This is a genomic window from Bradyrhizobium symbiodeficiens, from assembly GCF_002266465.3.
Classification (GTDB): Bacteria; Pseudomonadota; Alphaproteobacteria; order Rhizobiales; family Xanthobacteraceae; genus Bradyrhizobium; species Bradyrhizobium symbiodeficiens.
The window spans coordinates 6,384,672-6,407,001 of record NZ_CP029427.2; the positions used below are offsets into that span (position 1 = coordinate 6,384,672).

The window sequence follows — 22,330 nt, forward strand, 5'->3', positions numbered from 1 at the left end:
TGGTGAGGAACGCCGCCTGACGGCGCGCCTCGAACCATGAAGTCCGAGCAGCCAAACTGGGCCGGCCCTCAGTTCGCCGCCATGAAGATGGACAAGCCGAAGCCGGTGAGGTGGTGCAGCGCCTGGTCGACGCCGATCAGGGTCCAGAACCAGGGATGCGCAAGGTCGACCCCGAAATTTGCCGAGACCAGCCCCTTGGCGCGGTCGATCGTGATGTGGATCACGAAGTCGATGAAGGCCACGAACCAGAATTTCGGCGCCACGATCAGGATCAGCGGCAGCGCAACCGCAAGGTGAATCAGGCAATGCACCAGAAGCGGCAGGGCCCAGCCGTGCTTCTGGTCCTTGCCGTGCGCCATCCAGGCGGTCTGTAGGACGAAATCGGCGATGATGTGCTTGAAGGTGAGCAGCAACATCCAGCCAATGAGCGCTTCGACCGGAACCGCCGATGACATGGGTGGAAACGACAAGGCCGACGCCCTCATTGAGGTGACAAGAAAAATTGGAGCGTTCAGCGCAACTTCTTCTTGGACCGGTCAAATCGCCGGGACCTCTGATTTATGACATCTCCCGTGTCGGAATGCAGCCGGGGGAACCGGAAAATCGCCAAGTGTGGCTAACCGGTGATAGGATGCCCTTTCGCCGAGGCCGCGACGAGTAAGGTTACCCTCGGCTCGAAATTTGCATTCCGGACTTGGCGCGCTATCATTGCCGGCACAGATTATCGTTCTTTTTTCAGAGCTTTAGGAATTGCAGGGCACCCGCCGCGATCACGTCCGCGAGCTGCTCGTCACCCGAGAATAAGGCCAGAGTGCTGCCATGAGTACTGAAGGCCCCACCGCATCTCCGATCGAGCCGCCGCCGCGGCGCCCCAAGGTGATCAAGACCAATCAGCAACAGGTCTTCCTCTACGTCGTGCTGACCCTGCTGCTGTCGCTCGCCACCGTCTGGGGCGGCCGCGCCCTGCTGCACAATTCGGAGACGCTGACCTTTGCCGTCGGCGCCCCCAACAGCGACGAGGCGCTGTTCGCGGCCAAGCTCGCCACGGTGCTGGAGACCAACGCCTCGCGCTTCCGGATCAAGGTCGTCAACAACCCCGACAACGCCAAGGCGCTCGCGCAGTTCGACCGCAAGCAGGCCGATCTCGCCGTGCTGCGCACCGACGCCAAGGTGCCGCTGCGGGCGCGCACGCTCGCGATCCTCGAGCACGATCTCGTGCTTCTGCTTGGTCCCGGCAACAAGAAAATCAAGTCGATCGCCGAGCTGAAGAAAAAGAAGATCGCCGTTCTCGCCGAGAGCGAAGCCTCGCTCGCCTTCGTCCGCAGCATGCTCGACATCCCCGACGGTCCGGACGCCGCCAAGATCCAGATTGCGCCGCAGGGCGCAACGCTCGACAAGTTGTTTGCGCCGTCGAACGGCTTTGGCGCGGTGATCGCCATCGTCCATGCCTCCAGGGCTGTCAGGGACAAGACCTATGAGCAGGTCGCCAAGCGCGGCGGCTTCACGCTCAACGCGATCGACGAGGCCAAGGCGCTGGCGCGCAGGCTTCCCGGCATTTCCAGCGAGACGCTGACGGCGGGCACGCTATCGACCTCGCCGCAAATTCCCGACGACGACCTCGACACGATCGGGCTCGAATGGCTGCTGGTTACGCAATCCAGGATGTCTCCGACCACAGCTGGCGAGCTGGCGCGCACGATCTTCGAGAACAAATCCGCACTCGGGCTCGACAACGGCTTTGCTACCAGAATCGAGCCGGCCTCGACAGAGAAGGACGCCTTCGTGATGGCGCACCAAGGGGCGGCCGACTACATCAACGACGATACCAAGTCGTTCATGGATAAGTACAGCGACCTGATGTATCTGGGCGCCGTCGCGCTCAGCGTCATCGGATCGATCTTCGCGGCGATCTACGCCAAGATCACCCGCATCGCGCCGGAGAAGGCCAGCGAGCTCTCCACCGCCATCCTCGACGTCGGCGAGCGGATCGAGCACGCCCACTCTCTGGACCAACTCGAATGTCTCCAGGACGAGCTGGAGGGCATCCTGCGCGGCGCCGTCATCGGCCTGAGGGACGGCACGATCAGTACCGACGGGCTCGACACCTTCAAGCTCGGCTACGAATTCGTCCGCGACGAGATCGGCATGCGCCGCGACCATCTGAAGCGCCATGCCGGCGAAACCGAAAAGACGGTGCGCGATGCCGGCCTTGCCCAGCACGACGACAGCAATGTCGTGGTGGTGAAGACCGCCCAGAGCGCCTGACGGCACGCCGGCCGGCCGCCCCTTGCTCTTTTGTCCCGGACAAGCTGCAGCGCCCAAAGGCGTTGCGGCGCAGAGTCGGGACCCGAACGCCGCGGCGCAGATAGAGCCTTCCCCCTCGTTGACGGCCTCCGCACAGGCAGGCACTTTGGCGCCGCCGTCCCAGCAGGGACCTCGTAAGACCAGTCCCGATACCGAGCCGCCTTCCCGCATGTCCAAGCCGCTGACTACCGCTCTGGCCCAGTTCACGGCCGCCACGGCCGGCCGCAACATGACCAAGGCGGCCTATGTCGCGGTGACCGCCGGCGTGCTCAGCATGGTGCTGCTGACGGACAGGCGGGCCGACGAGGCGCACAAGTGGGTCAGCGGCCTGCTCTGGACCTGCCTCGCCTATTTCGTGTTCGAATGGCTGGTCCGGCTGCGCCATATGGCGCGGCAGGGGCGGCTGTCGCTCTATGTGTCCTCCTCGGCCGGGCTGGTCGATGCGATCGGGGCGCTGTCCGTGCCGGTCGCGCTTCTCCTTGGCGCCGAGCCCAGAACGGCCTGGCTGCTGAGCGTGCTCTGGGTGCTGAAGGTGGTGCCGGGCATTCCCGGCCTGCGGCAGCTTCGCCGCGTGCTGGTGCTGGAATCGGGCCCGCTGCTCAGCGTGCTCGTGATCTTCCTGATGGTGGTCTTCCTCGCCTCCGTCGCCGAATATTTCCTGGAGCGGGACGTGCAGCCACAGACCTTCGGCAGCGTGCCGGCCGCGCTGTGGTGGGCGGTAGTCACCTTGACGACGACAGGCTATGGCGACGCCGTGCCGGTCACGCCGCTCGGGCGCTTGGTGGCGGCCGCAGTAATGATCTCGGGCCTCGGCGTGTTCGGCCTCTGGACCGGTATCCTGGCGACAGGATTTGCCGCCGAGACGCGGCGCGACAATTTCCTCAGGACCTGGGAGGCCGTCAGCAAGGTGCCGTTCTTCGCGGCCCTCGGACCCTCCGCGATTGCCGACGTCACCCACATGCTGCGGACCATGGAGCTGCCGGCGCGCACTTTGGTCATCCGCAAGGGCGCGCAGGGCGACTGCATGTATTTCATCGCGGCCGGCGAGGTCGAGGTCGACCTGCCCGGCAAGAAGGTGCAACTCGGCGAAGGCGCATTCTTCGGCGAGATGGCGCTGCTCGGCAACAACATGCGCGGCGCCAATGTCTCGACCACGAAAGTGTCGCGGCTTCTGGTGCTCGACCTCGTCGACTTCCGCGTGCTGATGGCACGGCATCCCGATCTCGCGGAGACCATCGACGCCGAGGCGAAACGGCGCGCACTCGAAAACAGGTAAAAGGAGACGAGAATGTCGGACATCACCGACGCAGCCACCAGCCCCGTGCTCGAACGCGACGGCGCACGCGCCACCATCCGCCTCAACCGGCCCAAGCATCTCAACCGCCTGCAGGCCGAGGACCTCGCAGAGCTTGTCAAGTTGTTCGACCAGGTCGAGGCCGATCCTGCGATCCGCGTGCTGGTGCTGACCGGTACCGGCCGCGCCTTCTCCGCGGGCTACGACCTCAATTCGGTCGCCGAGCGCGCGGTGAGCGCAAACGCGCAGCCGAGCGCGGGCTCCGCCTTCGAGGTGGTCGTCAACCGTCTGGAGGATTTGGGCGTGCCGACGATCTGCCGGCTCAACGGCGGCGTCTATGGCGGCTCGACCGATCTCGCACTCGCCTGCGATTTCCGCATCGGCATCGACACCGCCGAGATGTTCATGCCGGCGGCGCGGCTCGGGCTGCACTATTACCGGAGCGGCATGAAGCGCTACGTGACGCGACTCGGCGTCGACAATGCGAAGAAGCTGTTCCTAACGGCTCAGAAGATCAGCGCGCCGGAGATGCTGCGCATCGGCTATCTCACCGCGATGGTGCCCGAGGAGACGCTCGACGAGGAAGTCGACAAGCTCGCGAATATCCTCGCCGGCAACGCGCCCCAAGCGATGCGCGGCATGAAGCGCGCGATCAACGAATTCGCCCGCGGCGAGCTCGATGAAGCCGCCGCCGACCAGCGTCACCGCGACAGCATGCGCGGCGACGAGATCAAGGAAGGCATCAAGGCGTTCGCAGAGAAGCGAGCGCCGCGGTTTTGAGAGAGCAGTTGGGAGTGCGAGCGCGCATCCACACTCCGCTGTCGTCCCGGGGCACCGCGAAGCGATGAGCCCGGGACCCATAACCACAGGGCGAACTTTTTGCGCAACAGGGGTCACTCCGAATCCCCGTCACCACATCTCCCTGTGGTTATGGGTCCCGGGCTCGCGCTACGCGCGCCCCGGGACGACAGCGGAGATTGAGGCGCGCCTGGTTACTCTATAGCCTTCGCATGCTGCGCGGCCATCTCGGCGTCGGCCGCAGCGATCCGCTGGAAGGCCGGCCGCGACGTCATGCGTTCGGCATAGCGGACGAAGACGTCCTTCTTCGGCACGATCCCGAACATCATCGTCCAGTTGAACCCGACACCCCACAGCACATCCGCGGCCGTCATGCGCTCGCCGAGCAGATACGGACCCTTCGACAGCTGCGCTTCCAGCGCGCCGAGCATGATGTCGTAGTCGGCGTAGGGCGACTGCGTGATCGGCGCCGGCTCGCGCTGCATGAACTTGTCGATCAGCGCCGGCTCGAAGGATGAGCCGGCATAGGCGATCCAGCGCAGATAGGGCCCGCGCAACGGATCGTTCAGCGCGGGCGTCAGACCTGCCTGCGGGAAGAGATCGGCGAGATAGATGGTGATCGCAACCTGCTCGGTCACCAGGGCACCGCCGTGGCTGATCGCCGGGACCTTGCCGAGCGGATTGATGGCGAGATAAGCGGGCTGGCGCTGCTCGCCGGCCTTCATGTTGAGAACATGCAGATCGTAGGGCGCGCCCAGTTCCTCCAGCAGCACCCGCGTGCCGGTGGCGCGGCTTTGCGGCGAGTAATACAGGGTAACGCGGTTCGAATCGGTCATGGCAAATCCTATCTGGCCTGCTGGCGATGGCGCAGCTTGTAGCGGGCCATACCTGACATCCTGTGTCAGGTATGGTTTAAACAATCATGCGCGCGAGCCGGATGTTGTCGATCCTCACCACCCTCCAGGCCAGGGGGCAGGTCACCGCGCCTGAACTCGCGGAGGCCTGCGAGGTCTCGGTCCGCACGATCTATCGCGACATCGACGCGCTCGCCGCGTCCGGCGTTCCCGTCTACGCCGACCGCGGCGCGGAAGGCGGCTATCGGCTGCTCGACGGCTATCGCGTGCGGCTGAACGGCCTGTCACCGAGCGAGGCCGAGACGCTGTTTCTGGCGGGCTTGCCGGGCCCGGCGGCGGCGCTCGGGCTGGATGCGGCAATGATTGCCGCGCAAAACAAGCTGATGGCGGCGCTGCCGGTCCACCTGCGCCAGGATGCCGGCCGGATGCAGGAACGGTTTCATCTGGACGCGCCGGGCTGGTTCGGCGAGGCCGAAGAGCCGAAGCATCTGCGCACGATTGCGGGCGCCGTGTTGCGCGGGACGCTGATCAAGATCCGCTATCAGAGCTGGCGCGCGGAGAAGCAGCGTCGCCTCGCGCCGCTCGGCCTCGTGCTGAAGGGCGGCGGCTGGTATCTGGCCGGACAAGTCGACACCAGCGTGCGCACGTACCGGATCGCGCGCGTGCTCGACTGCACCGCGCTCGACGACCGCTTCGATCGTCCCGCCGATTTCGATCTCGCCGGCTATTGGCAGGCCGCGACGCTCCGCCTCGAAGCGGAGATGCATCCCAATATCGCGATCGTCAGGCTGTCGCCGTTCGGCGTCAAACTACTGGACGCGCTGAGCCAGCCTTACGTCAAGGCGCGCACGCAGCTTGAGGAGACAGCCGATGCAGAGGGCTGGCGCATCGCGCGCGTGCCTGTCGGCAAGACGTCCTGGCACGCCGCGTCCGAATTGCTGCGGCTTGGCTCCGAGGTCGAAGTGCTGGAGCCCGCCGATCTCCGCGACAAAATGGCCGAGATGACGGAGGCGATGGCTGCGCGATATCGCGCGGCGCGAAAAACATGACGCCGGCATATTTCGCCGAGGCCCACGAAACAGTCCTGAAACACGATTCTCCCCTTGCCGTGTGAACGCATTCGCGTTTCGGCCCGACCGAGATGCAGGGACACAACAACGGCCTTAGCGCCACACTGGAGAATGAAAATGTTTCGTAAGCTTGCTCTTGGTCTGATCGTTGCCGGTTCGCTCGGCGTCGCCGCTCTCGCGCCCACCGCGGCGTCGGCCGGCGGCTTCTATCCTCATCATCACTGGGGTCACGGCTGGGGCCACGGCGGCGGCATCTACCTCAACACCGGCGTCAGCAACTGCTACCAGGAGCGCCTCGTCCGGACCCGCCACGGCCTGCGCGTGCGCGTCGTGAATGTCTGCGCCTACGGCATCTACTGATGCCCGCCTGATCGGTCGACGCAGCCCCGGTCGTTCCGCGACCGGGGCTCGCCGCTTCAACTCGCGAGAGCCGTCGGGGTCGCGGATGCGGATTGGTCGTCCGCGAGAGCATTGCGCTCAGAGATCCATCGTTCCGCGCGCGAGCGCCGCAGCGAGGGCGCAAACAGGAAGCCCTGTGCGACGTCACAGCCGATCCGACGGATGATCTCGAGCGCCTCCGGAGTCTCGACGCCTTCGGCCACCACTTTCATGTTGAACGCCTTCGCTAGCGCCACGGAGGCATCGACGATCTTCATCATGTCGTCGTCTGATGCGCAGCCCTTGATGAAGGACTGGTCGATCTTCAGCTCGCTGAACGGAAGCCGCGCCAAGGCCGCCAGCGACGAATAGCCGGTGCCGAAATCGTCGATTGCCGTGCCGATCTTCTTGATCCGCAACCGCACCAGAATGTCGTTGGCGCGATCGACGTCGGCCATCGCCGAAGTCTCGGTGATCTCCACCGTCAGCGAGGACGGAGAGATGTTTTCGCGGCGCAGGATCTCCTCGATCCGGTCGGGCAGGGCCAGATCCGACATCAGCGAGCCCGAGATGTTGACGGCAATGGTGAAACCGGGATTGCGCTCGATCAGCTTGCGGCCCTGCGACATCGCCGATGACAGGATGCAATCGGTCACTTCGCGCATCAGGCCGGCCTCCTCGGCGATCGGAACGAAGACCATCGGCGAGACCATTCCGAATTCGGCCGTGCGCCAGCGCGCCAGCGCCTCGGCGCCGACGACCCTGCCGGTCTGGAGCGCGACCTTCGGCTGAAACTCGACGAAGAATTCGCCGTCGGCGAGCCCTCGCAAAATCCTCTCCGGTGTGATCCGGAACTGCGGCGAGGCGGACGTCGCGGCCGGCGGCGCGCGGTCCGGTAATTCCAGTGCGCTGCGCAGGCGGTTCAGATCCAGCGGCTTCGTCAGGCATCCGCCGAGCGACAGCTTCAAACCGTTCGCGACCCGTCGCGTGGCCTTCATGATGCGGTCATCGCAACCGCTGATGATCACGATCGACATCGCGCGGAGGCCAGCTTCCGCGACGAAGCGCAACAACTCCACTCCGTCACGCTCGCCGAGCGACAGGTCGAGTGCCATGATCTCGAAGGCCTCGCGCGTCAGAAGCTCGGTTGCCGCCTCGTAGGAGGAAGCAACGACCGTCTCGTAACCGAGCTTCGCCCCGATCTTGCCGATCAGAACGCGTTGCACCAGATCGTCGTCGACCACCAGAAGACGGCCTCTCGTCGCACTCATCACCCATCTCTCCACACGTCGGCGGCGTTGATGTCGTCAACCTAGAGCGGCGGCCTCCCCTGGTCATGAATACAAGACGGCTAAAACTTTCCAGATCCGGAAGGAAACGTTAGGCACGTTTTTGCGGCCTTCAAGCGATTGATTCTCATGGTGTTTTCTTGAAGCTCGGCGCAGCGGTAGCGGAATATTCCGCGCCATGCGCAATTGCAATGAACGCGTCGTGAAGCTCTCTATCGGAAGCTGGCAAATGCGTGCGCGCGACTAGCCCGCCCGCCGCTGCCGGCGAAACCAGGCCCAGGTCTCGCGCGTCGTTCTGATGTAGCCGCGGCCGCGATGGACGATGTCGTCATCGACGATCTCGTTCAGCTTCGGCAGCGCGTGAAACGGGATCGAGGGATAGGCGTGATGCTCGACATGGTAGGGCATGTTCCACGCAAACCATTTGACCATCGCGCCAGTGTAGGTGGTGCGGGTATTCTGGAAAGCGCTGCGGGTGCGCTCGCAGCCGGTATGCTCGGCATAGAGATAGGGCCGCAGGAAGAACTGCCCGATGACGAGCGGAACGATCCAGACCCAGAGCAGCAAGGCCGAGGAGCACCACAGCGACAGCGCGAGCAGCAGCGCATAGAGCGCGACATAGACACGCGCCTCTCTCACGATGACGGCGCGCTTGTTTTCGGGGATCCAGGGGACGGTGACCTCTCCGGTGACCGCATGGACGAGCATCAGCCGGAGGCGGCCGGCGACCTGGAGCACACCGCTATAGGCGATCGCGAGCTGGGTGTCGGATGTCGGCTTCACCCCGACGATCAGTTCGGGATCCTTGTCCGGATCCTGGGTGTAGCGGTGATGGTCCCAGTGAAACAGGCAGTAATATTCGTAAGGCAGTCCGATGAGGAAGGCCGAGAGATAACCGACGACGAGGTTGAGGCTCCGGCTCCTGAACGCGGTCTTGTGCGCGGTCTCGTGCACCGCCATGAACAGGAAGGCGACGACATAGCCCTGCACCGCCATCAACGGCAGCGCCCAGAGCACGCCCCAATTCGACGAAATCTTCCAGATCAGCATCCCCATCAGCACGATCACGCCATAATGGCCGAGGCTCTGCGCCGCGCCCCTGAGATCGGAGCGGACCGACAGCTCGCGCAGCATCACCGGCGTCAGCGGCTTCAGGCGGTGGCCGGACTCTGAAACGGTCGCGTCGGTCATGATCGATCCCTGCCTTACTTGCCGAGAAGCGCCGCGACCTCGGCCCGGAGAAAGGCCTGGTCGCGCGGATTGCCAATGGGGTTGCCGGCGCGATGGCCATGCAGCGACGGGATCGGACGCAGCACCGCCGATCTCGCGCCAGTCAGCCGGCCGAGTTCGTCTTCGTTGTCGCGGACATCGAAATAGCGGTCGGTCGCGCCCGGCATCAGCAGCATGTGCGCGTTGATCGCCGCCAGCGCGCGATCGAAATCGCCGGCGAAGCTCGCACAGCGGCTGATGTCGCCATTCTGCCAAATGCCGATCTGCGCCAGCAGGTCATTGGCGTCGCGGCGAGCGAACGTCACGTCCCAGACACGGACGAGATAATCCTCCAGCGAGGTGAACCCGGCCTCGCGCCAGAGCTCGTCGCGATAGAAGCCGTGCGACATCGCCCAGCCGGCATAGACCCGCCCCATGGCGCGATAACCGGCAACGGGCCTCTCGGCGAAGCGGCCGTCGCGGAAAGCGGGATCGGCGGTGAGCGCGGCCTTCACGCTCTCCAGGAAGACGTAATTGTAGGGCGCGCAACGCGCGCTGCCGCAGACCACGGCGGCACGCTCGACCATATCAGGGTGCAGCGCCGCCCAGTGATAGGCCTGCATGCCGCCCATCGACCAGCCATAGACGAGAGCAAGCTTCGTGATGCCGAAGCGCTCGGTGAGGAGCCGGTGCTGGACCGCGATGGCATCGTGATAACTCACCTCGGGAAACTGCACTGCTGTATTCGACGGCGAAGACGACAGGCCGTTGCCGAACAGGTTCGGGATGACGATGAAGTAGCGCGTGGGGTCGAGCACGCCGTCCGGACCGATCAGCCATTCGGTGTCGGCGTGCTGCGCACTGAACGAGGTCGGATAGAGGATGACGTTGTCTTTGGCCGGGCTCAGCGTGCCGTAGGTCTTGTAGGCGAGCTTCATCGAGGGAAAGACGGTCCCGGACTGCAGGGTGACCTCGCCAGCCTCGAAGATCTCGTAGTGCGCCGTCATGAACCGAACTCCGCCCGCAGCCAAAGAATACGCCGCTGACGCGGCAATGCATCGATCATGCCGGGCCCAGCGGACGCGCCGTTGCGCCACGCTCAATAACTGTACTTTTAGTCCAGTTATGACGGGCCGGCAAGATAAATCCGAACGCCCGCCGGTTCACGCGATGGCCGCCAGATAGCGTTCCACCGATGCCGCGAAGGCCGCCTTGGCGCCGCCAGCGATGTTGCGCCCCCACCAGGCGCCATAGATGCGGTCGAAGGCGAGCGGCTCGACGGCGGCCGCGATCCGTCGCACCGCGGCTGCATTGAGCGGCATGTAGTTGGGGTAGGAATACATGAAGCTGACGAAGCGGCGGTCCATCGTCACCTGTGCGATGTCGCCGGTGAGCAGGGCGCCCCTGCCATCCGCACTGCGCGCCGAGTGCAGCATGGTGGCGCCGGCGAAATGACCGCCGGTGCGCAGCAGCAGCACATCGTCGGAGATGCGGTGGCTTTCTCCGGTCCAGTGCACGATGGAAGGATGCGGCCGCGTGACGAAAGCGCGATCGTCGGCATGCAGATAAACCGGCACGCCGCCAAAGACGTCACTCCAGTCGGCGGCCGCGCCGTAGTAATGCGGATGCGAGATCGCGATCGCCTTCAGGCCGCCGAGCGCTGCGACGTATGGGATGGCGTCGTCGGTTGCGAGCGGAATGCAATCCCACATCACGCAGCCGTCGCCTTGAGGCACCAGCAGCGCGCGCTGCCCGATGGCGAAGCTCGGCTCCATGCCGATTCCGGTGAGGCCGAGATCGTCGCGTTGCACCAGCCTGTGTCCCCGCGCGAGTTCCTCGCGCGTGAGAAAGGTCTGCCCGTTCCAGTTCACGAACTGCCGCTCGTCCTCGCAGATCACGCAGGAGGCGGGTGGATTTCCGCCGTCCGGGAATTGCGCGCCGCAGGTTTCGCAGGTCCAGAGAGGCATGACCAGAGCTCCGTGAGAAGATCGCAAGATGACATTGCGAACACGCTTTCAGCAAGGTCGACGAGCAGCAGGGGCGTGACTGGAACCAACGCGACGAGCGCCGGTTACGTTCTGGTCCACGCCGGAGCGATTGGCCAAGAGGATCGCGAGCATGTTCAGGTATCGATGACTTCGCGGCCTCCCTCCTCGTCCCGTATCTGGCCCCTCTTCGCGCTCAACTTCTTCATGGCCGACATGCAGTCGGGCATCGGGCCGTTCGTCGGCGTCTTTCTCCAGGAGCGTGGCTGGGCGACCGGGCTGATCGGCACCGCGATGACGATCGGCAATGTCGCGGGCATGCTGGTCACGACGCCGATCGGCGGCTTCATCGATTCCAGCCGCAACAAACGCCTGTGGGTCGTCATTCCCGGCGTCTGTGTCGTTCTCGCCTCCGCCATCATCCTGATTTCGCAGAATTTCTGGGCGGTGACGTTCTCCCAGGTCGCGCAGTCGCTGGCGAGCGCCGCCATCGTGCCGGCGGTCACCGGGATCACACTCGGCATCGCCAAGCAGAAGGGCTTCAACGCGCTCAACGGCCGCAACCAGGCGTTCAACCACGCCGGCAACATGGTTGGCGCGGCACTGTCCGGCTATCTCGGCTACAGATTCGGTTACGTCGCCGTATTCGTGCTGGCGGCCGTGTTCGGCGCCATCGCGATCGCCTGCGTGATGATGATCCCGGCCAAGGCGATCGACGATCGCGCCGCACGCGGCAGCAAGGAGGATGATCCCGACAGCGCGCCGGACGCATTCACGATGCTGCTCAAGCACCGGGCGCTGCTGGTGCTGGCGCTGGCGCTCGCACTGTTTCATCTCGGCAATGCCGCGATCGTTCCGCTCTACGGCCTTGCGGCGGTGGCCGAAGGACAGGCCAGCGGCCCGAGCTTCGTCGCAACCACCGTGGTGATCGCGCAGGGCGTGATGGTCGTGACGTCGCTGATCGCGATGAAGGCCGCGAGCAAGCGCAATTACTGGCCGATCGTCCTGATCTCTTTCATGTTCCTGCCCATCCGCGGCGTGCTGGCCTTCTTCGTCACGGGATGGTGGGGCGTGGTACCGATGCAGGTGCTCGACGGCATCGGCACCGGACTGCAGACGGTCGCCGTTCCCGGCATAGTCGCGCGCGCGCTCAACGGCACCGGCCGCATCAATCTCGGCCAGGGCGCCGTGATCACGGTGCAGGGCGTCGGTGCCAGCCTCAGTCCCGCGCTCGGCGGCTGGATCGCGCAATGGATCGGCTACGGACCGACCTTCCTGCTGCTCGGCGGCTTTGGCCTCGCCTCGATGGCACTGTGGCTGGCGTTCGGGGCGGCGGTGAAGAAGTATTGATCGTCATTGCGAGGCGCGGAGCCAGTGGCGCGCTCCAATGTTCCGAGTTCCGTTCAGGGAAACTCCACCACGATCTTTCCGAAATGACCACCCTGCTGCATCAGGCGCAGCGCTTCGGGCACCGCCTCGAAAGCGAACACCTGGTCGATCACGGGCCTCATCGCATTCCGTCCGATTGCAGCACTCATACCCTCGAACATGCGGCGGCTGCCGACGGAGAGACCAACGACATGCAGGTTCTTGGCGAACAGAGTCGGGATTGCAATCTGCTGCGAGACGCCCGTGAGCACGCCGATCACGAGAATGGTGCCCCCGACCCGCGCCGCCTCGAGCGATTGCGCGAAAGTGTCCTTGCCGCCAACCTCGACGACGTGATCGACCCCTCCGCCGGTCCACTCCGCTGCAGCCTTGCCCCAATCCGGCACGGAACGATAGTTGATGGTATGGTCGGCACCGAGCGCCCTGGCGCGTTCGAGCTTCTCGTCGCTCGACGACGTCACGATCACGCTTGCGCCAGCGAGCTTGGCGAATTGCAGCGCGAAGATCGACACGCCACCGGTGCCTTGCACCAACACGGTGTCGCCGGGCCGTACCTTTGATTCTTCGAACAGCGCGCGCCAGGCCGTGAGCCCCGCGCAAGGCAGCGTCGCAGCCTCCTGGAACGACAGATGCGAAGGAATGCGGCTCACGCCCTCGGCGTCGAGCACCATCACCTGCTGCAGAACGCCCGGCCGCGTGCCGCCGAGCGCGTAACGACGGCTGGTCGCCGAAACTTTCCCATCCATCCAGGACTGGAAGAACATCGGACAGACGCGATCGCCGACCGCGACCCGGGTCACGCCGTCGCCGGCGGCGACCACCTCGCCGGCGCCGTCGGAGAACGGGATCAACGGCAATCTGGAGACGCCACCCTTGCCATGTATGGTGAGTAGATCGCGATAGTTGAGCGATGCCGCCTTCATCCGCACCGCGACCTGACCCGGTCCGGGCGCAGGCTCCGGCAAATCAGTCAGTTCCATCCCTTCGATCGACCAGTCGCGCGCAACCTGCCAGACTTTCATGAGAAGCGCTCCGTCTCAGGTGCCAAAGCTCTTCTGCACCGCCTTGTCCAGTGTCTCACCGCCGACGAAGCGCTGGCGCAGCTCGCGCTTGAGCAGCTTGCCGCTCGGATTCTTCGGCAAGGCATCCACGAAGATGACGCGCTTGGGCACCTTGAAATGCGCCATCTGGCCGGCGCAATGCCTGATGACGGATTCTTCGTCGAGCTTTTCACCGCTTTTGACCACGACGATGGCGGTGACCGCCTCGATCCAGCGCGGATCGGGCAGGCCGACCACGGCGACCTCGGAGACCGCAGGGATGCGGTAGACCATCTCCTCGACCTCACGGCTCGCAACATTCTCGCCGCCGGTCTTGATCATGTCCTTGACGCGATCGACCACGGTGATGTGGCCCTCTTCGTCGACGGTGGCGAGATCGCCGGAATGAAACCACCCGCCGGCGAACGCGGCCGCGGTCTTTTCAGGGTCGTTGTAATAGCCGGACAATAGATGCGGTGAACGATGCACGATCTCGCCGACTTCGCCGACCTTGATGTCCTCCATCGACGCGTTGACCACGCGCGTCTCGACATTGAGCACGGGCTTGCCCGCCGAGCCCGCCTTGCGCAGCTGGTCCTCCGGCCGTAGCACGGTCGCGAGCGGCGCGATCTCGGTCTGGCCGTAGAAGTTCCAGAACTTGACGGCGGGCAAGCGACGCTGCAGTTCGAGCAGCACCTCGACCGGCATGATCGAGGCGCCGTAATACCCCTTCTGCAGCGTGGACAGATCGGTCTTGTCAAAATTCGGCGAGCGCAGCATCGCGATCCAGATCGTCGGCGGCGCGAAGAAGGACGTGATCTTGTGCGCCTGAATCAGCGCGAGAATGTTGTCGGCCGTCGGCTTGCCCGTGATCACGCCGGAGGCACCGAGATAGATCTGCGGCCCCAGGAACACGTCGAGCTGGGCGCAGTGATAGAGCGGCAGCGCGTGCAGGAATTTGTCCTCCACGCTCATGCCGCCGTCGATGATGCAGCTGACATACTGCCACATCACGGCCTCATGGGTCAGCATCGCCCCCTTGGGCAGGGATTCCGTGCCGCTGGTGTAGACGATCTGGGCGAGATCGCGGCTGTCGACCGACGCTTCGAGGGACGAACCGTCGGCATCAAGCAGATCGTCGAAGGTGGTGAGACCCGCGGGCGCCGACGCGGGATCCTCGCCCGGCAGCCAGATCATCTTCTCGACCGCGCAATCCTTGGCGCTAGCTGCGCTCGCCGGCCCGACGAAATCGGGGCCGGTCGCGAGCAATCTTGCCCCGGAGCTCTTCAGGATGAAATTGATCTCGTCCGGATTGAGCATGAAGTTGATCGGCACCAGCACCGCGCCGATCCGCGCCACCGCAAACCGCAGCGCGGCAAAGGCATGCGAATTGCGCGAGAGCACCGCAATGCGGTCACCCTTCTTGGCGCCGAGACCAAGCAGACCACGACCGAGCCGGTTGCAGATCGCGTCCATCTCGGCAAAGGTCCAGCTGACATTGCCGCAGCTCACCGCAAGCTTGTCCGGTTCGCGGCTTGCAGAACGGCGCAGGAGATCGCCGATCGAATGCTCGCGCGCCTTCGCGATGGTGGCTGCGGTATCGCTCGACATTTCCGTTCCCCTGGAATTTGTTGTCGACGCAAATGCCGGCTTGGACAGCCTCGACATGTGCGCCCTTTTGGATCTGCGCGAAGCGTAATGGCCGCAACAGGCCGCGTCAAATCGGCCCCGCTCCGACGCCATCACGCAAGATTTGGCGCTTCGGCGGCGCGAACCTAAGTTTGTGCGCCATAAATAATAATTTCACGGGGGAAATGTTCATGTACCGGAATGCGGGCGTTGCCGTTGCGATTGGATTGCTGTTGACGTCCTCGGTCGGTTCGGCTTCGGCCCAGCAGGCGCCGCTCAAGATTGGCGTACTCTCCGACTTCTCGTCCGTCTATTCCGATATCGGCGGCATGGGAAATGTCGAGGCCACCAAGATGGCGATCGAGGATTTCGGCGGGCAGATGTTCGGCAAGCCGATCGACATGGTCTCCGCCGACGTGCTCAACAAGCCCGACGTCGCCTCCACCATCGCCCGCAAATGGTGGGAGACCGAGGGCGTCGACATGATCATCGACCTGCCGACCTCGGCGACCGCGCTCGCGGTGATGGAGCTGTCGAAGCAGTACGAGAAGATCATGATCGTGACCGACGCGGCGAGCTCCGACATCACCGGAAAATCCTGCTCGCCCTACACCGCGCACTGGACCTACGACACCTACGCCAACGCGCACACCGTCGGCAGCGCGATCGTCAAGAACGGCGGCGACACCTGGTTCTTCCTGACCGCCGACTACGTGTTCGGCCATTCGGTCGAGCGCGACACCGGCGATGTCGTGAAGGCCGCGGGCGGCAAGGTGCTGGGCAGCGTCAAGCATCCGCTCAACACCGCGGACTTCTCGTCCTTCCTGCTGCAGGCGCAGGCTTCCAAGGCCAAGATCATCGGCCTCGCCAACGGCGGCGGCGACACCATCAACGCGATCAAGCAGGCCGGCGAGTTCGGCATCGTCGCCGGCGGCCAGAACCTGGCGGCGATCGTGATGTTCATCTCCGACGTGCACAGCCTGGGCTTGAAGCTCGCGCAGGGCCTGATCATCACCGAGGCCTATTACTGGGATCTCAACGACAAGACCCGTGCCTTCGGCAAGCGCTTCATCGAGCGCGTCAAGCGCATGCCGACGATGAACCAGGCTGCCACCTATAGCGCGACGCTGCATTACCTCAAGGCTGTACAGGCCTCGGGCACCAGGGACACCAAGACGGTGATGGCGAAGATGCGCGAGCTGCCGGTGAAGGACGCCTTCACCGACAACGGCGTGCTGCGCGAGGACGGCCGCATGGTGCACAGCATGTACCTGTTCCAGGTGAAGAAGCCGGAAGAATCGAAGGGGCCGTGGGATTATTACAAGCTGCTCGCCGAAGTTCCCGCCGACCAGGCGTTCCGCCCGCTGAAGGACGGCGGCTGCCCGTTGGTGAAGTGAGACGGCCCGAATCGAGCCGACAGTAATCCGTTCAGCGACTTTCGCTCGTCCGCTCAAGCGGACGAGCGGTCATCAGCGCAGGCCCAAAATAGAGGCAGGACGCCTCACGCCGCGGGCTGATCTGCATCAAGTTGCGATGCGGAATTCGCTGCAATGTTGAGGCCGCCCTCCCGCGATCAGCGGCCGGGCGTTCGTATCTCAACAATGGGCGCCGCTTCACGGCGTTTTGAACAGATGAACTTCACTCCGGGTCGCGTCATCGCCGCGATCGCCGTCCTCGTTGCGGGCGGCGGCTATTACTATTGGCAGCACCGCGATACCAACACGCTGCCGGCAGGCTTCGCCCGCGGCAACGGCCGGATCGAAGCGGTCGAGATCGACATCGCCACCAAGACGCCGGGACGGATTCGCGAGATCCTGGTCAACGAAGGCGACTTCGTGCGTGTGGGCCAGGTTCTGGCGCGCATGGACACCGAGCAATTGCAGGCCCAGCGCCGCCAGGCCGAGGCGCAGCTCCAGCGCGCGTCCATCAATGTCGAGACCGCGAAGAGCCTGGTGAACCAGCGCGAAGCCGAACGCAAGGCCGCCGAGGCCGTGGTCGACCAGCGCATCGCCCAACTCGACACCACGAGCCGCAAGCTCGATCGCTCCGAACAATTGATCAAGACGAGCGCGGTGTCGCAGCAGGTCCTCGACGACGATCGCTCCGCTAACGCCACGGCGAAGGCGGCGCTTGCCGCGTCCCACGCCCAGGTCGCCGCATCGGAAGCCGCGATCAGCTCCTCCCGCGCCATGGTGATCGATGCCGGCGCTGCAGTCGACGCCGCGAAGGCCGCGATCGAAAGCATCAACGCCGACCTCAATGACAGCGTGCTGAAGGCGCCGCGCGACGGCCGGGTACAATATCGCGTATCGCAGCCCGGCGAGGTGCTCGCCGCCGGCGGCCGCGTCCTCAACATGGTCGATCTCGGCGACGTCTACATGACGTTCTTCCTGCCGACGGCCGATGCCGGGCGTGTCGCGATCGGCGCCGAGGTCCGCCTCGTGCTCGACGCCATCCCGCAATATGTGATCCCCGCCAAGGCCACCTTCGTCGCCGACGTCGCGCAATTCACGCCCAAGACCGTCGAGACCGAGGAGGAGCGGCAGAAGCTGATGTTCCGGATCAAGGCGCATATCGCACCCGAGCTGCTGCGGCAGCACATCGAGCATGTGAAGACCGGCCTGCCCGGCATGGCCTATGTGCAGCTCGATCCGGCCGCGCAATGGCCCGACAATCTCAAGATCAAGCTGACCCGATGAACGCGACCGCCACAACCGATGCATCGGCTGCCGCCGGCAGCGTGGTGCATCTGGAAGGCGTAGGCCTGAGCTATGGCAAGGCCCGGGCGCTCGATGACATCACCCTCGACCTGCCGTCCGGCTGCATGGTCGGACTGATCGGCCCCGACGGCGTCGGCAAATCCAGCCTGCTTTCGCTGATCGCCGGGGCCCGCGCGATCCAGCAGGGGCACGTCAATGTCCTCGGCGGCGATATGGCGAGCGCGCGCCACCGCCGCAACGTGTGCCCCGACATCGCCTACATGCCGCAGGGCCTCGGCAGGAATCTGTATCCGACACTGTCGGTGTTCGAGAACATCGACTTCTTCGGCCGCCTGTTCGGACACGGCAAGGCCGAGCGGAACAGGCGGATCGCCGGCCTGCTGCGCGACACCGGGCTGACGCCCTTCGCCGACCGGCCGGCGGCAAATCTCTCCGGAGGCATGAAGCAGAAGGTCGGCCTGTGCTGCGCGCTGATCCACGATCCCGAACTCCTGATCCTGGACGAGCCGACCACCGGCGTCGATCCGCTGTCGCGCCGCCAGTTCTGGGAATTGATCGCCTCGATCCGGCAAGGGCGGCCCGGCATGAGCGTGATCGTCTCGACCGCCTACATGGAAGAGGCCGCGCAGTTCGACGTCCTGATCGCGATGAACGCCGGCCGCGTGCTGGCGACCGGAACGCCCGCCGAGCTCAAGCGGCAGACCGGAGCCGATACGCTCGATGAGGCCTTCATCCGCCTCTTGCCCGACGCGGATCGCAGCAACCATACCGCTGTCGTGATCCCGCCGCGGAGCGACGACCACGATGAGATCGCGATCGAGGCCGACCACCTGACCCGACGGTTCAACGGGTTCGTCGCCGTCGACGACGTCAGCTTTCGGATCAGGAAGGGCGAGATCTTCGGCTTCCTCGGCTCGAACGGGTGCGGCAAAACCACAACCATGAAGATGCTCACCGGCCTGTTGCCGGTCAGTGAGGGCACCGCGCGGCTGTTCGGCAACACCATCGATGCCCGCGACATGTCGGTGCGGCGGCGCATCGGCTACATGTCGCAGGGCTTCTCGCTCTATTCGGAGCTCACGGTCGCACAAAATCTAGACCTGCACGCGCGGTTGTTCGAGCTTCCGGCGGAAACCATCGCCGCGCGCATCGACGAGATGGTCGCCCGGTTCGATCTTGCCGGCGTCGTCGACGCCCTGCCCGATGCCCTGCCGCTCGGGCTGCGGCAGCGATTGTCGCTGGCGGTCGCCATGATCCATGCGCCCGACATCCTCATCCTCGACGAACCGACTTCGGGCGTGGATCCGGTCGCCCGCGACCGCTTCTGGCAGATCCTCGCCGAACTCTCGCGCAAGGACAACGTCACCATCTTCGTCTCGACCCACTTCATGAACGAGGCCGAACGCTGCGACCGGGTCTCGCTGATGCATGCGGGCAAGGTCTTGACGTCGGACACGCCCGCGGCGATCGTGGCCGCGCGCGGCACTGCGACGCTGGAGCAGGCCTTCATCGCCTGCCTGGAAGAGGCGATTGCGGACACGTCGGAACCGGCCGGCCAGCCTTCGATCGCTTCGCCCCTACCGGCCGCGACGGCGGAGCCGCCACGCAAGCGCGGCACGACATTCAATCCGACGCGCATGCTCGCCTATTCCCGGCGCGAAGCACTCGAGCTGCGGCGAGATCCGATCCGCGCCACGCTCGCGATCCTCGGCAGCGTGCTGCTGCTGTTCGTGCTCGGCTACGGCATCAGCATGGACGTCGAGAACCTGACCTTCGCCGTGCTCGACCGCGACGACAGCGCGATCAGCCGCGACTACAGCCTCCAGATCGCGGGCTCGCGCTATTTCACCGAGAAATCCCCGATCATCGACTATGCCGATCTCGACCGCCGGATGCGCGCCGGCGAGATCGGCCTCGCCATCGAGCTGCCGCCCGGCTTCGGCCGCGACGTCAGCCGTGGCCGCCATGTCGAGATCGGCGCCTGGGTCGACGGCGCCAATCCGACGCGGGCTGAAACGCTGCGCTCCTACGCCCAGGCGATCCACGCCACCTGGCTCGCGCAAAAGGGCCGCGAGCTCTATGGCGAGGCGGCGATCGCCGGCTCCTACCAGCTCCAGCTGCGCTACCGCTACAACCCTGATGTCATCAGCGTCGTCGCCATGGCGCCGGGCATCATCCCGCTGCTGCTGGTCATGATCCCTGCCGTGCTCGCCGCGCTGGCGGTGGTTCGCGAGAAGGAGCTCGGCTCGATCGTCAACTTCTACGTGACGCCGGTGACGCGGCTGGAATTCCTGCTCGGCACGCAGCTGCCCTATGTCGTGCTGGCGTTCGGAAACTTCCTCCTTCTCGTCGGCTTTGCCCTCGTCGTCTTCCGCGTGCCGTTCACCGGGAGCTTTGCGACCTATGCCCTCGCGGCGCTGCTCTACGTCACGGCGACGACTGGCATGGGATTGGTGATCTCGGCCTTCATGAAAAGCCAGATCTCCGCGCTGTTCGGCACGGTCCTGATCACATTGATTCCGGCCATCCAGTATTCCGGCCTGATCGATCCGGTCTCGTCGCTCCAGGGGCTCGGGGCTGTGATCGGGAAGCTTTATCCCACAACCTATTTCGTCACGATCTCGCGCGGCACCTTCTCCAAGGGCCTCGGCTTCGAGGACCTCCATAGCGATCTGCTGGCACTCGCCGTCATGGTACCCATTCTGATGACGGTGGGGGCGATGCTGCTGAAGAAACAGGCCCGGTGACCATGCGCTTGGACAACGTCTTTCAGCTCGGTGTAAAGGAATTGCGCGGCGTGGTGCGCGACCCCATGCTGCTCGTGCTCATCGTCTATTCCTTCACGCTGGCGATCTATGCCGGGGCCAAGGCGCTGCCGGAAACCCTGAACCGCGCTGCAATCGCCATCGTCGACGAAGATCGTTCGCCAGTGTCGCGCCGCATCGAACTGGCATTCACGCCGCCCTACTTTTCCCAACCGCGCCTGATCTCGCAATATGAGATGGACCAGCGGATGGACGCGGGCCTCGACACCTTTGCGCTGAATATCCCTCCAGACTTCCAGCGCGACCTTCTGGCACGGAAGTCGCCAGCTATTCAGCTCAACATCGACGCAACGCGGATCTCACAGGCGTTCAACGGCGGCGGTTATATCGAGCAGATCGTCAGCGCAGAAATTGCCGAATTCCTGGCGCGCACCCGCAATGCACAGTCGCCCCCAATCGAGCTGGCGCTGCGGGCACGCTTCAACCCGGAGCTGAAGAAATCCTGGTTCGGTGCCGTCGATGAACTCATCAACTCGATCACCATGCTCTCGATCATCCTGACCGGCGCGGCGCTGATCCGCGAGCGCGAGCACGGCACGATCGAGCATTTGCTGGTGATGCCGGTCACGCCGCTGGAGATCATGGTCAGCAAGGTGTGGTCGATGGGGCTCGTGGTGCTGGCGGCCTCCGCGTTCTCCATCGTCTTCGTGGTCAAGGGGTGGCTGGCGGTCACAATCGACGGCTCGGTCGCACTGTTTCTGCTCGGGGCGGCGCTGCAGCTGTTCGCGACCACCAGCATGGGCATCTTCCTCGCGACCGTCGCGGGGTCGATGCCGCAGTTCGGACTGCTCCTGATGATGACCCTGCTGCCGCTGCAGACCCTGTCAGGCAGCATGACGCCGCGGGAGAGCATGCCGCAATTCGTCCAGGACATCATGCTGGCGGCGCCCAACACGCATTTCGTGATGCTCGCGCAGGCAATCCTGTTCCGCGGCGCGGGCCTGGAGGCGGTGTGGCCCCAACTGGTCGCGCTCGCCGTGATCGGCGGCGTCTTCTTCGTGATCGCGCTGCGGCGCTTCCGCGCGTTCCTGGCTTAGGCCTCGGCTTTAGAGCTTGTGCCCCTTCTGGCGCAGCGCCTCGATCAGGCGTTGCTTCAGTTCGTCGGCGGCCTTCTGGCTGACGTCCTGGCCGATCTGCGCACTCGCCTGCGCCAGCGCGTCCGACTTCTCCAAAAGCTTCTTCCCGGCCGGCTGGGCGTAGAAGGCGTCGATCTGGCGCAGCTCGTCCACGCTGAAGCTTTGGGCATAGACCACCGCGATCCGCTCGACCATGGACGCCACGAACGGAGCATAGATCCCGGAGCCGGGTGCCGTCACCGCATCGTAGTCGCGCTCGATCTCCGGCCTGTCCTGCGCAACCACGGGCCGAAGCTTGAGCAGAAGCTGCGGCAGCAATACGCGGTACTGATCGGCGACCTTCAAGGTGACGACGAGCTTGCGCGCCGCGCTCATCGCCTCCGGCGACGGCGCCTGTGCCGACGCACCGCAGACGAAAAACAGGAGCGTGCCGGCGATCGTCAACAAGCGTTTGGACATGGGGCTCTCCA

Annotated in this window: 19 protein-coding genes; 10 read left to right on the forward strand and 9 right to left on the reverse strand. The window is 64.7% G+C overall.

The window, feature by feature from the left end; all coding sequences use genetic code 11:
• Positions 1-68: 68 nt before the first annotated feature.
• A complete protein-coding gene (locus CIT39_RS30090; RefSeq protein ID WP_049801962.1) occupies positions 69-416 on the reverse strand; it encodes a DUF3307 domain-containing protein in 348 nt (115 codons plus the stop codon).
• Positions 417-819: 403 nt separating this feature from the next.
• Between CIT39_RS30090 and CIT39_RS30095 the strand changes: the two genes are divergently transcribed.
• The 3 genes from CIT39_RS30095 (at position 820) to CIT39_RS30105 (ending at position 4,378) form a co-directional block, all read left to right on the forward strand.
• Positions 820-2,265 (forward strand): TAXI family TRAP transporter solute-binding subunit, encoded by a 1,446-nt coding sequence (locus CIT39_RS30095; RefSeq protein WP_094976662.1) that lies wholly within the window; start codon positions 820-822, stop codon positions 2,263-2,265.
• A gap of 208 nt (positions 2,266-2,473) precedes the next feature.
• Complete coding sequence (locus CIT39_RS30100; protein WP_094976661.1) at positions 2,474-3,580, forward strand: cyclic nucleotide-gated ion channel; 1,107 nt, start codon at positions 2,474-2,476, stop codon at positions 3,578-3,580.
• A gap of 12 nt (positions 3,581-3,592) precedes the next feature.
• Positions 3,593-4,378, forward strand: a complete 786-nt coding sequence (locus tag CIT39_RS30105; RefSeq protein WP_094976660.1) for an enoyl-CoA hydratase/isomerase family protein — start codon at positions 3,593-3,595, stop codon at positions 4,376-4,378.
• Positions 4,379-4,590: 212 nt separating this feature from the next.
• On the opposite strand, the gene CIT39_RS30110 is transcribed toward CIT39_RS30105, so the two are convergent.
• A complete protein-coding gene (locus CIT39_RS30110) occupies positions 4,591-5,232 on the reverse strand; it encodes a glutathione S-transferase family protein (RefSeq protein ID WP_094976659.1) in 642 nt (213 codons plus the stop codon).
• 86 nt (positions 5,233-5,318) lie between these two features.
• On the opposite strand from CIT39_RS30110, the gene CIT39_RS30115 reads away from it, so the two are divergent.
• On the forward strand, positions 5,319-6,299 hold the full coding sequence (locus CIT39_RS30115) for a helix-turn-helix transcriptional regulator (protein WP_094976658.1): 981 nt from the start codon (positions 5,319-5,321) through the stop codon (positions 6,297-6,299).
• 138 nt (positions 6,300-6,437) lie between these two features.
• The gene (locus CIT39_RS30120) at positions 6,438-6,680 is read left to right on the forward strand and encodes a hypothetical protein (protein ID WP_094976657.1); all 243 of its coding nucleotides are present in this window, start codon (positions 6,438-6,440) and stop codon (positions 6,678-6,680) included.
• Positions 6,681-6,736: 56 nt separating this feature from the next.
• On the opposite strand, the gene CIT39_RS30125 is transcribed toward CIT39_RS30120, so the two are convergent.
• The 4 genes from CIT39_RS30125 to CIT39_RS30140 all read right to left on the reverse strand — a co-directional run bounded on the left by CIT39_RS30125 (position 6,737) and on the right by CIT39_RS30140 (position 11,163).
• Positions 6,737-7,969: an EAL domain-containing response regulator gene (locus tag CIT39_RS30125; RefSeq protein ID WP_094976656.1), complete on the reverse strand. Its 1,233-nt coding sequence runs from the start codon at positions 7,967-7,969 to the stop codon at positions 6,737-6,739.
• A 261-nt stretch (positions 7,970-8,230) separates the two neighbouring features.
• The gene (locus tag CIT39_RS30130) at positions 8,231-9,178 is read right to left on the reverse strand and encodes a fatty acid desaturase (protein ID WP_094976655.1); all 948 of its coding nucleotides are present in this window, start codon (positions 9,176-9,178) and stop codon (positions 8,231-8,233) included.
• Between the two features lie 14 nt (positions 9,179-9,192).
• On the reverse strand, positions 9,193-10,203 hold the full coding sequence (locus CIT39_RS30135; protein ID WP_094976654.1) for an alpha/beta fold hydrolase: 1,011 nt from the start codon (positions 10,201-10,203) through the stop codon (positions 9,193-9,195).
• Positions 10,204-10,359: 156 nt separating this feature from the next.
• Positions 10,360-11,163 (reverse strand): MBL fold metallo-hydrolase, encoded by an 804-nt coding sequence (locus CIT39_RS30140; protein WP_094976653.1) that lies wholly within the window; start codon positions 11,161-11,163, stop codon positions 10,360-10,362.
• A 165-nt stretch (positions 11,164-11,328) separates the two neighbouring features.
• Here CIT39_RS30140 and CIT39_RS30145 point away from each other — a divergent pair, with 165 nt between their 5' ends.
• Positions 11,329-12,531 (forward strand): MFS transporter, encoded by a 1,203-nt coding sequence (locus CIT39_RS30145; RefSeq protein ID WP_094976652.1) that lies wholly within the window; start codon positions 11,329-11,331, stop codon positions 12,529-12,531.
• A gap of 53 nt (positions 12,532-12,584) precedes the next feature.
• On the opposite strand, the gene CIT39_RS30150 is transcribed toward CIT39_RS30145, so the two are convergent.
• Both CIT39_RS30150 and CIT39_RS30155 read right to left on the reverse strand, forming a co-directional pair.
• A complete protein-coding gene (locus tag CIT39_RS30150; RefSeq protein WP_094976651.1) occupies positions 12,585-13,592 on the reverse strand; it encodes a zinc-dependent alcohol dehydrogenase family protein in 1,008 nt (335 codons plus the stop codon).
• A 15-nt stretch (positions 13,593-13,607) separates the two neighbouring features.
• Positions 13,608-15,221, reverse strand: a complete 1,614-nt coding sequence (locus CIT39_RS30155; RefSeq protein WP_094976650.1) for an acyl-CoA synthetase — start codon at positions 15,219-15,221, stop codon at positions 13,608-13,610.
• 209 nt (positions 15,222-15,430) lie between these two features.
• Here CIT39_RS30155 and CIT39_RS30160 point away from each other — a divergent pair, with 209 nt between their 5' ends.
• From CIT39_RS30160 to CIT39_RS30175, 4 genes are all read left to right on the forward strand, one after another.
• Positions 15,431-16,636: an ABC transporter substrate-binding protein gene (locus CIT39_RS30160; protein WP_094977064.1), complete on the forward strand. Its 1,206-nt coding sequence runs from the start codon at positions 15,431-15,433 to the stop codon at positions 16,634-16,636.
• A 234-nt stretch (positions 16,637-16,870) separates the two neighbouring features.
• A complete protein-coding gene (locus CIT39_RS30165) occupies positions 16,871-17,938 on the forward strand; it encodes an HlyD family secretion protein (protein ID WP_094976649.1) in 1,068 nt (355 codons plus the stop codon).
• A complete protein-coding gene (gene rbbA, locus CIT39_RS30170) occupies positions 17,935-20,706 on the forward strand; it encodes a ribosome-associated ATPase/putative transporter RbbA (protein ID WP_162848679.1) in 2,772 nt (923 codons plus the stop codon). Before CIT39_RS30165 ends, rbbA begins: the two co-directional genes overlap by 4 nt.
• A gap of 2 nt (positions 20,707-20,708) precedes the next feature.
• Entirely contained in the window at positions 20,709-21,821 is a 1,113-nt protein-coding gene (locus CIT39_RS30175) for an ABC transporter permease (RefSeq protein ID WP_094976647.1), read from the forward strand.
• Between the two features lie 9 nt (positions 21,822-21,830).
• Here the strand turns inward: CIT39_RS30175 and CIT39_RS30180 are convergent, their stop codons facing one another.
• Positions 21,831-22,319 (reverse strand): DUF2059 domain-containing protein, encoded by a 489-nt coding sequence (locus tag CIT39_RS30180; RefSeq protein WP_094976646.1) that lies wholly within the window; start codon positions 22,317-22,319, stop codon positions 21,831-21,833.
• Positions 22,320-22,330 lie beyond the last annotated feature (11 nt).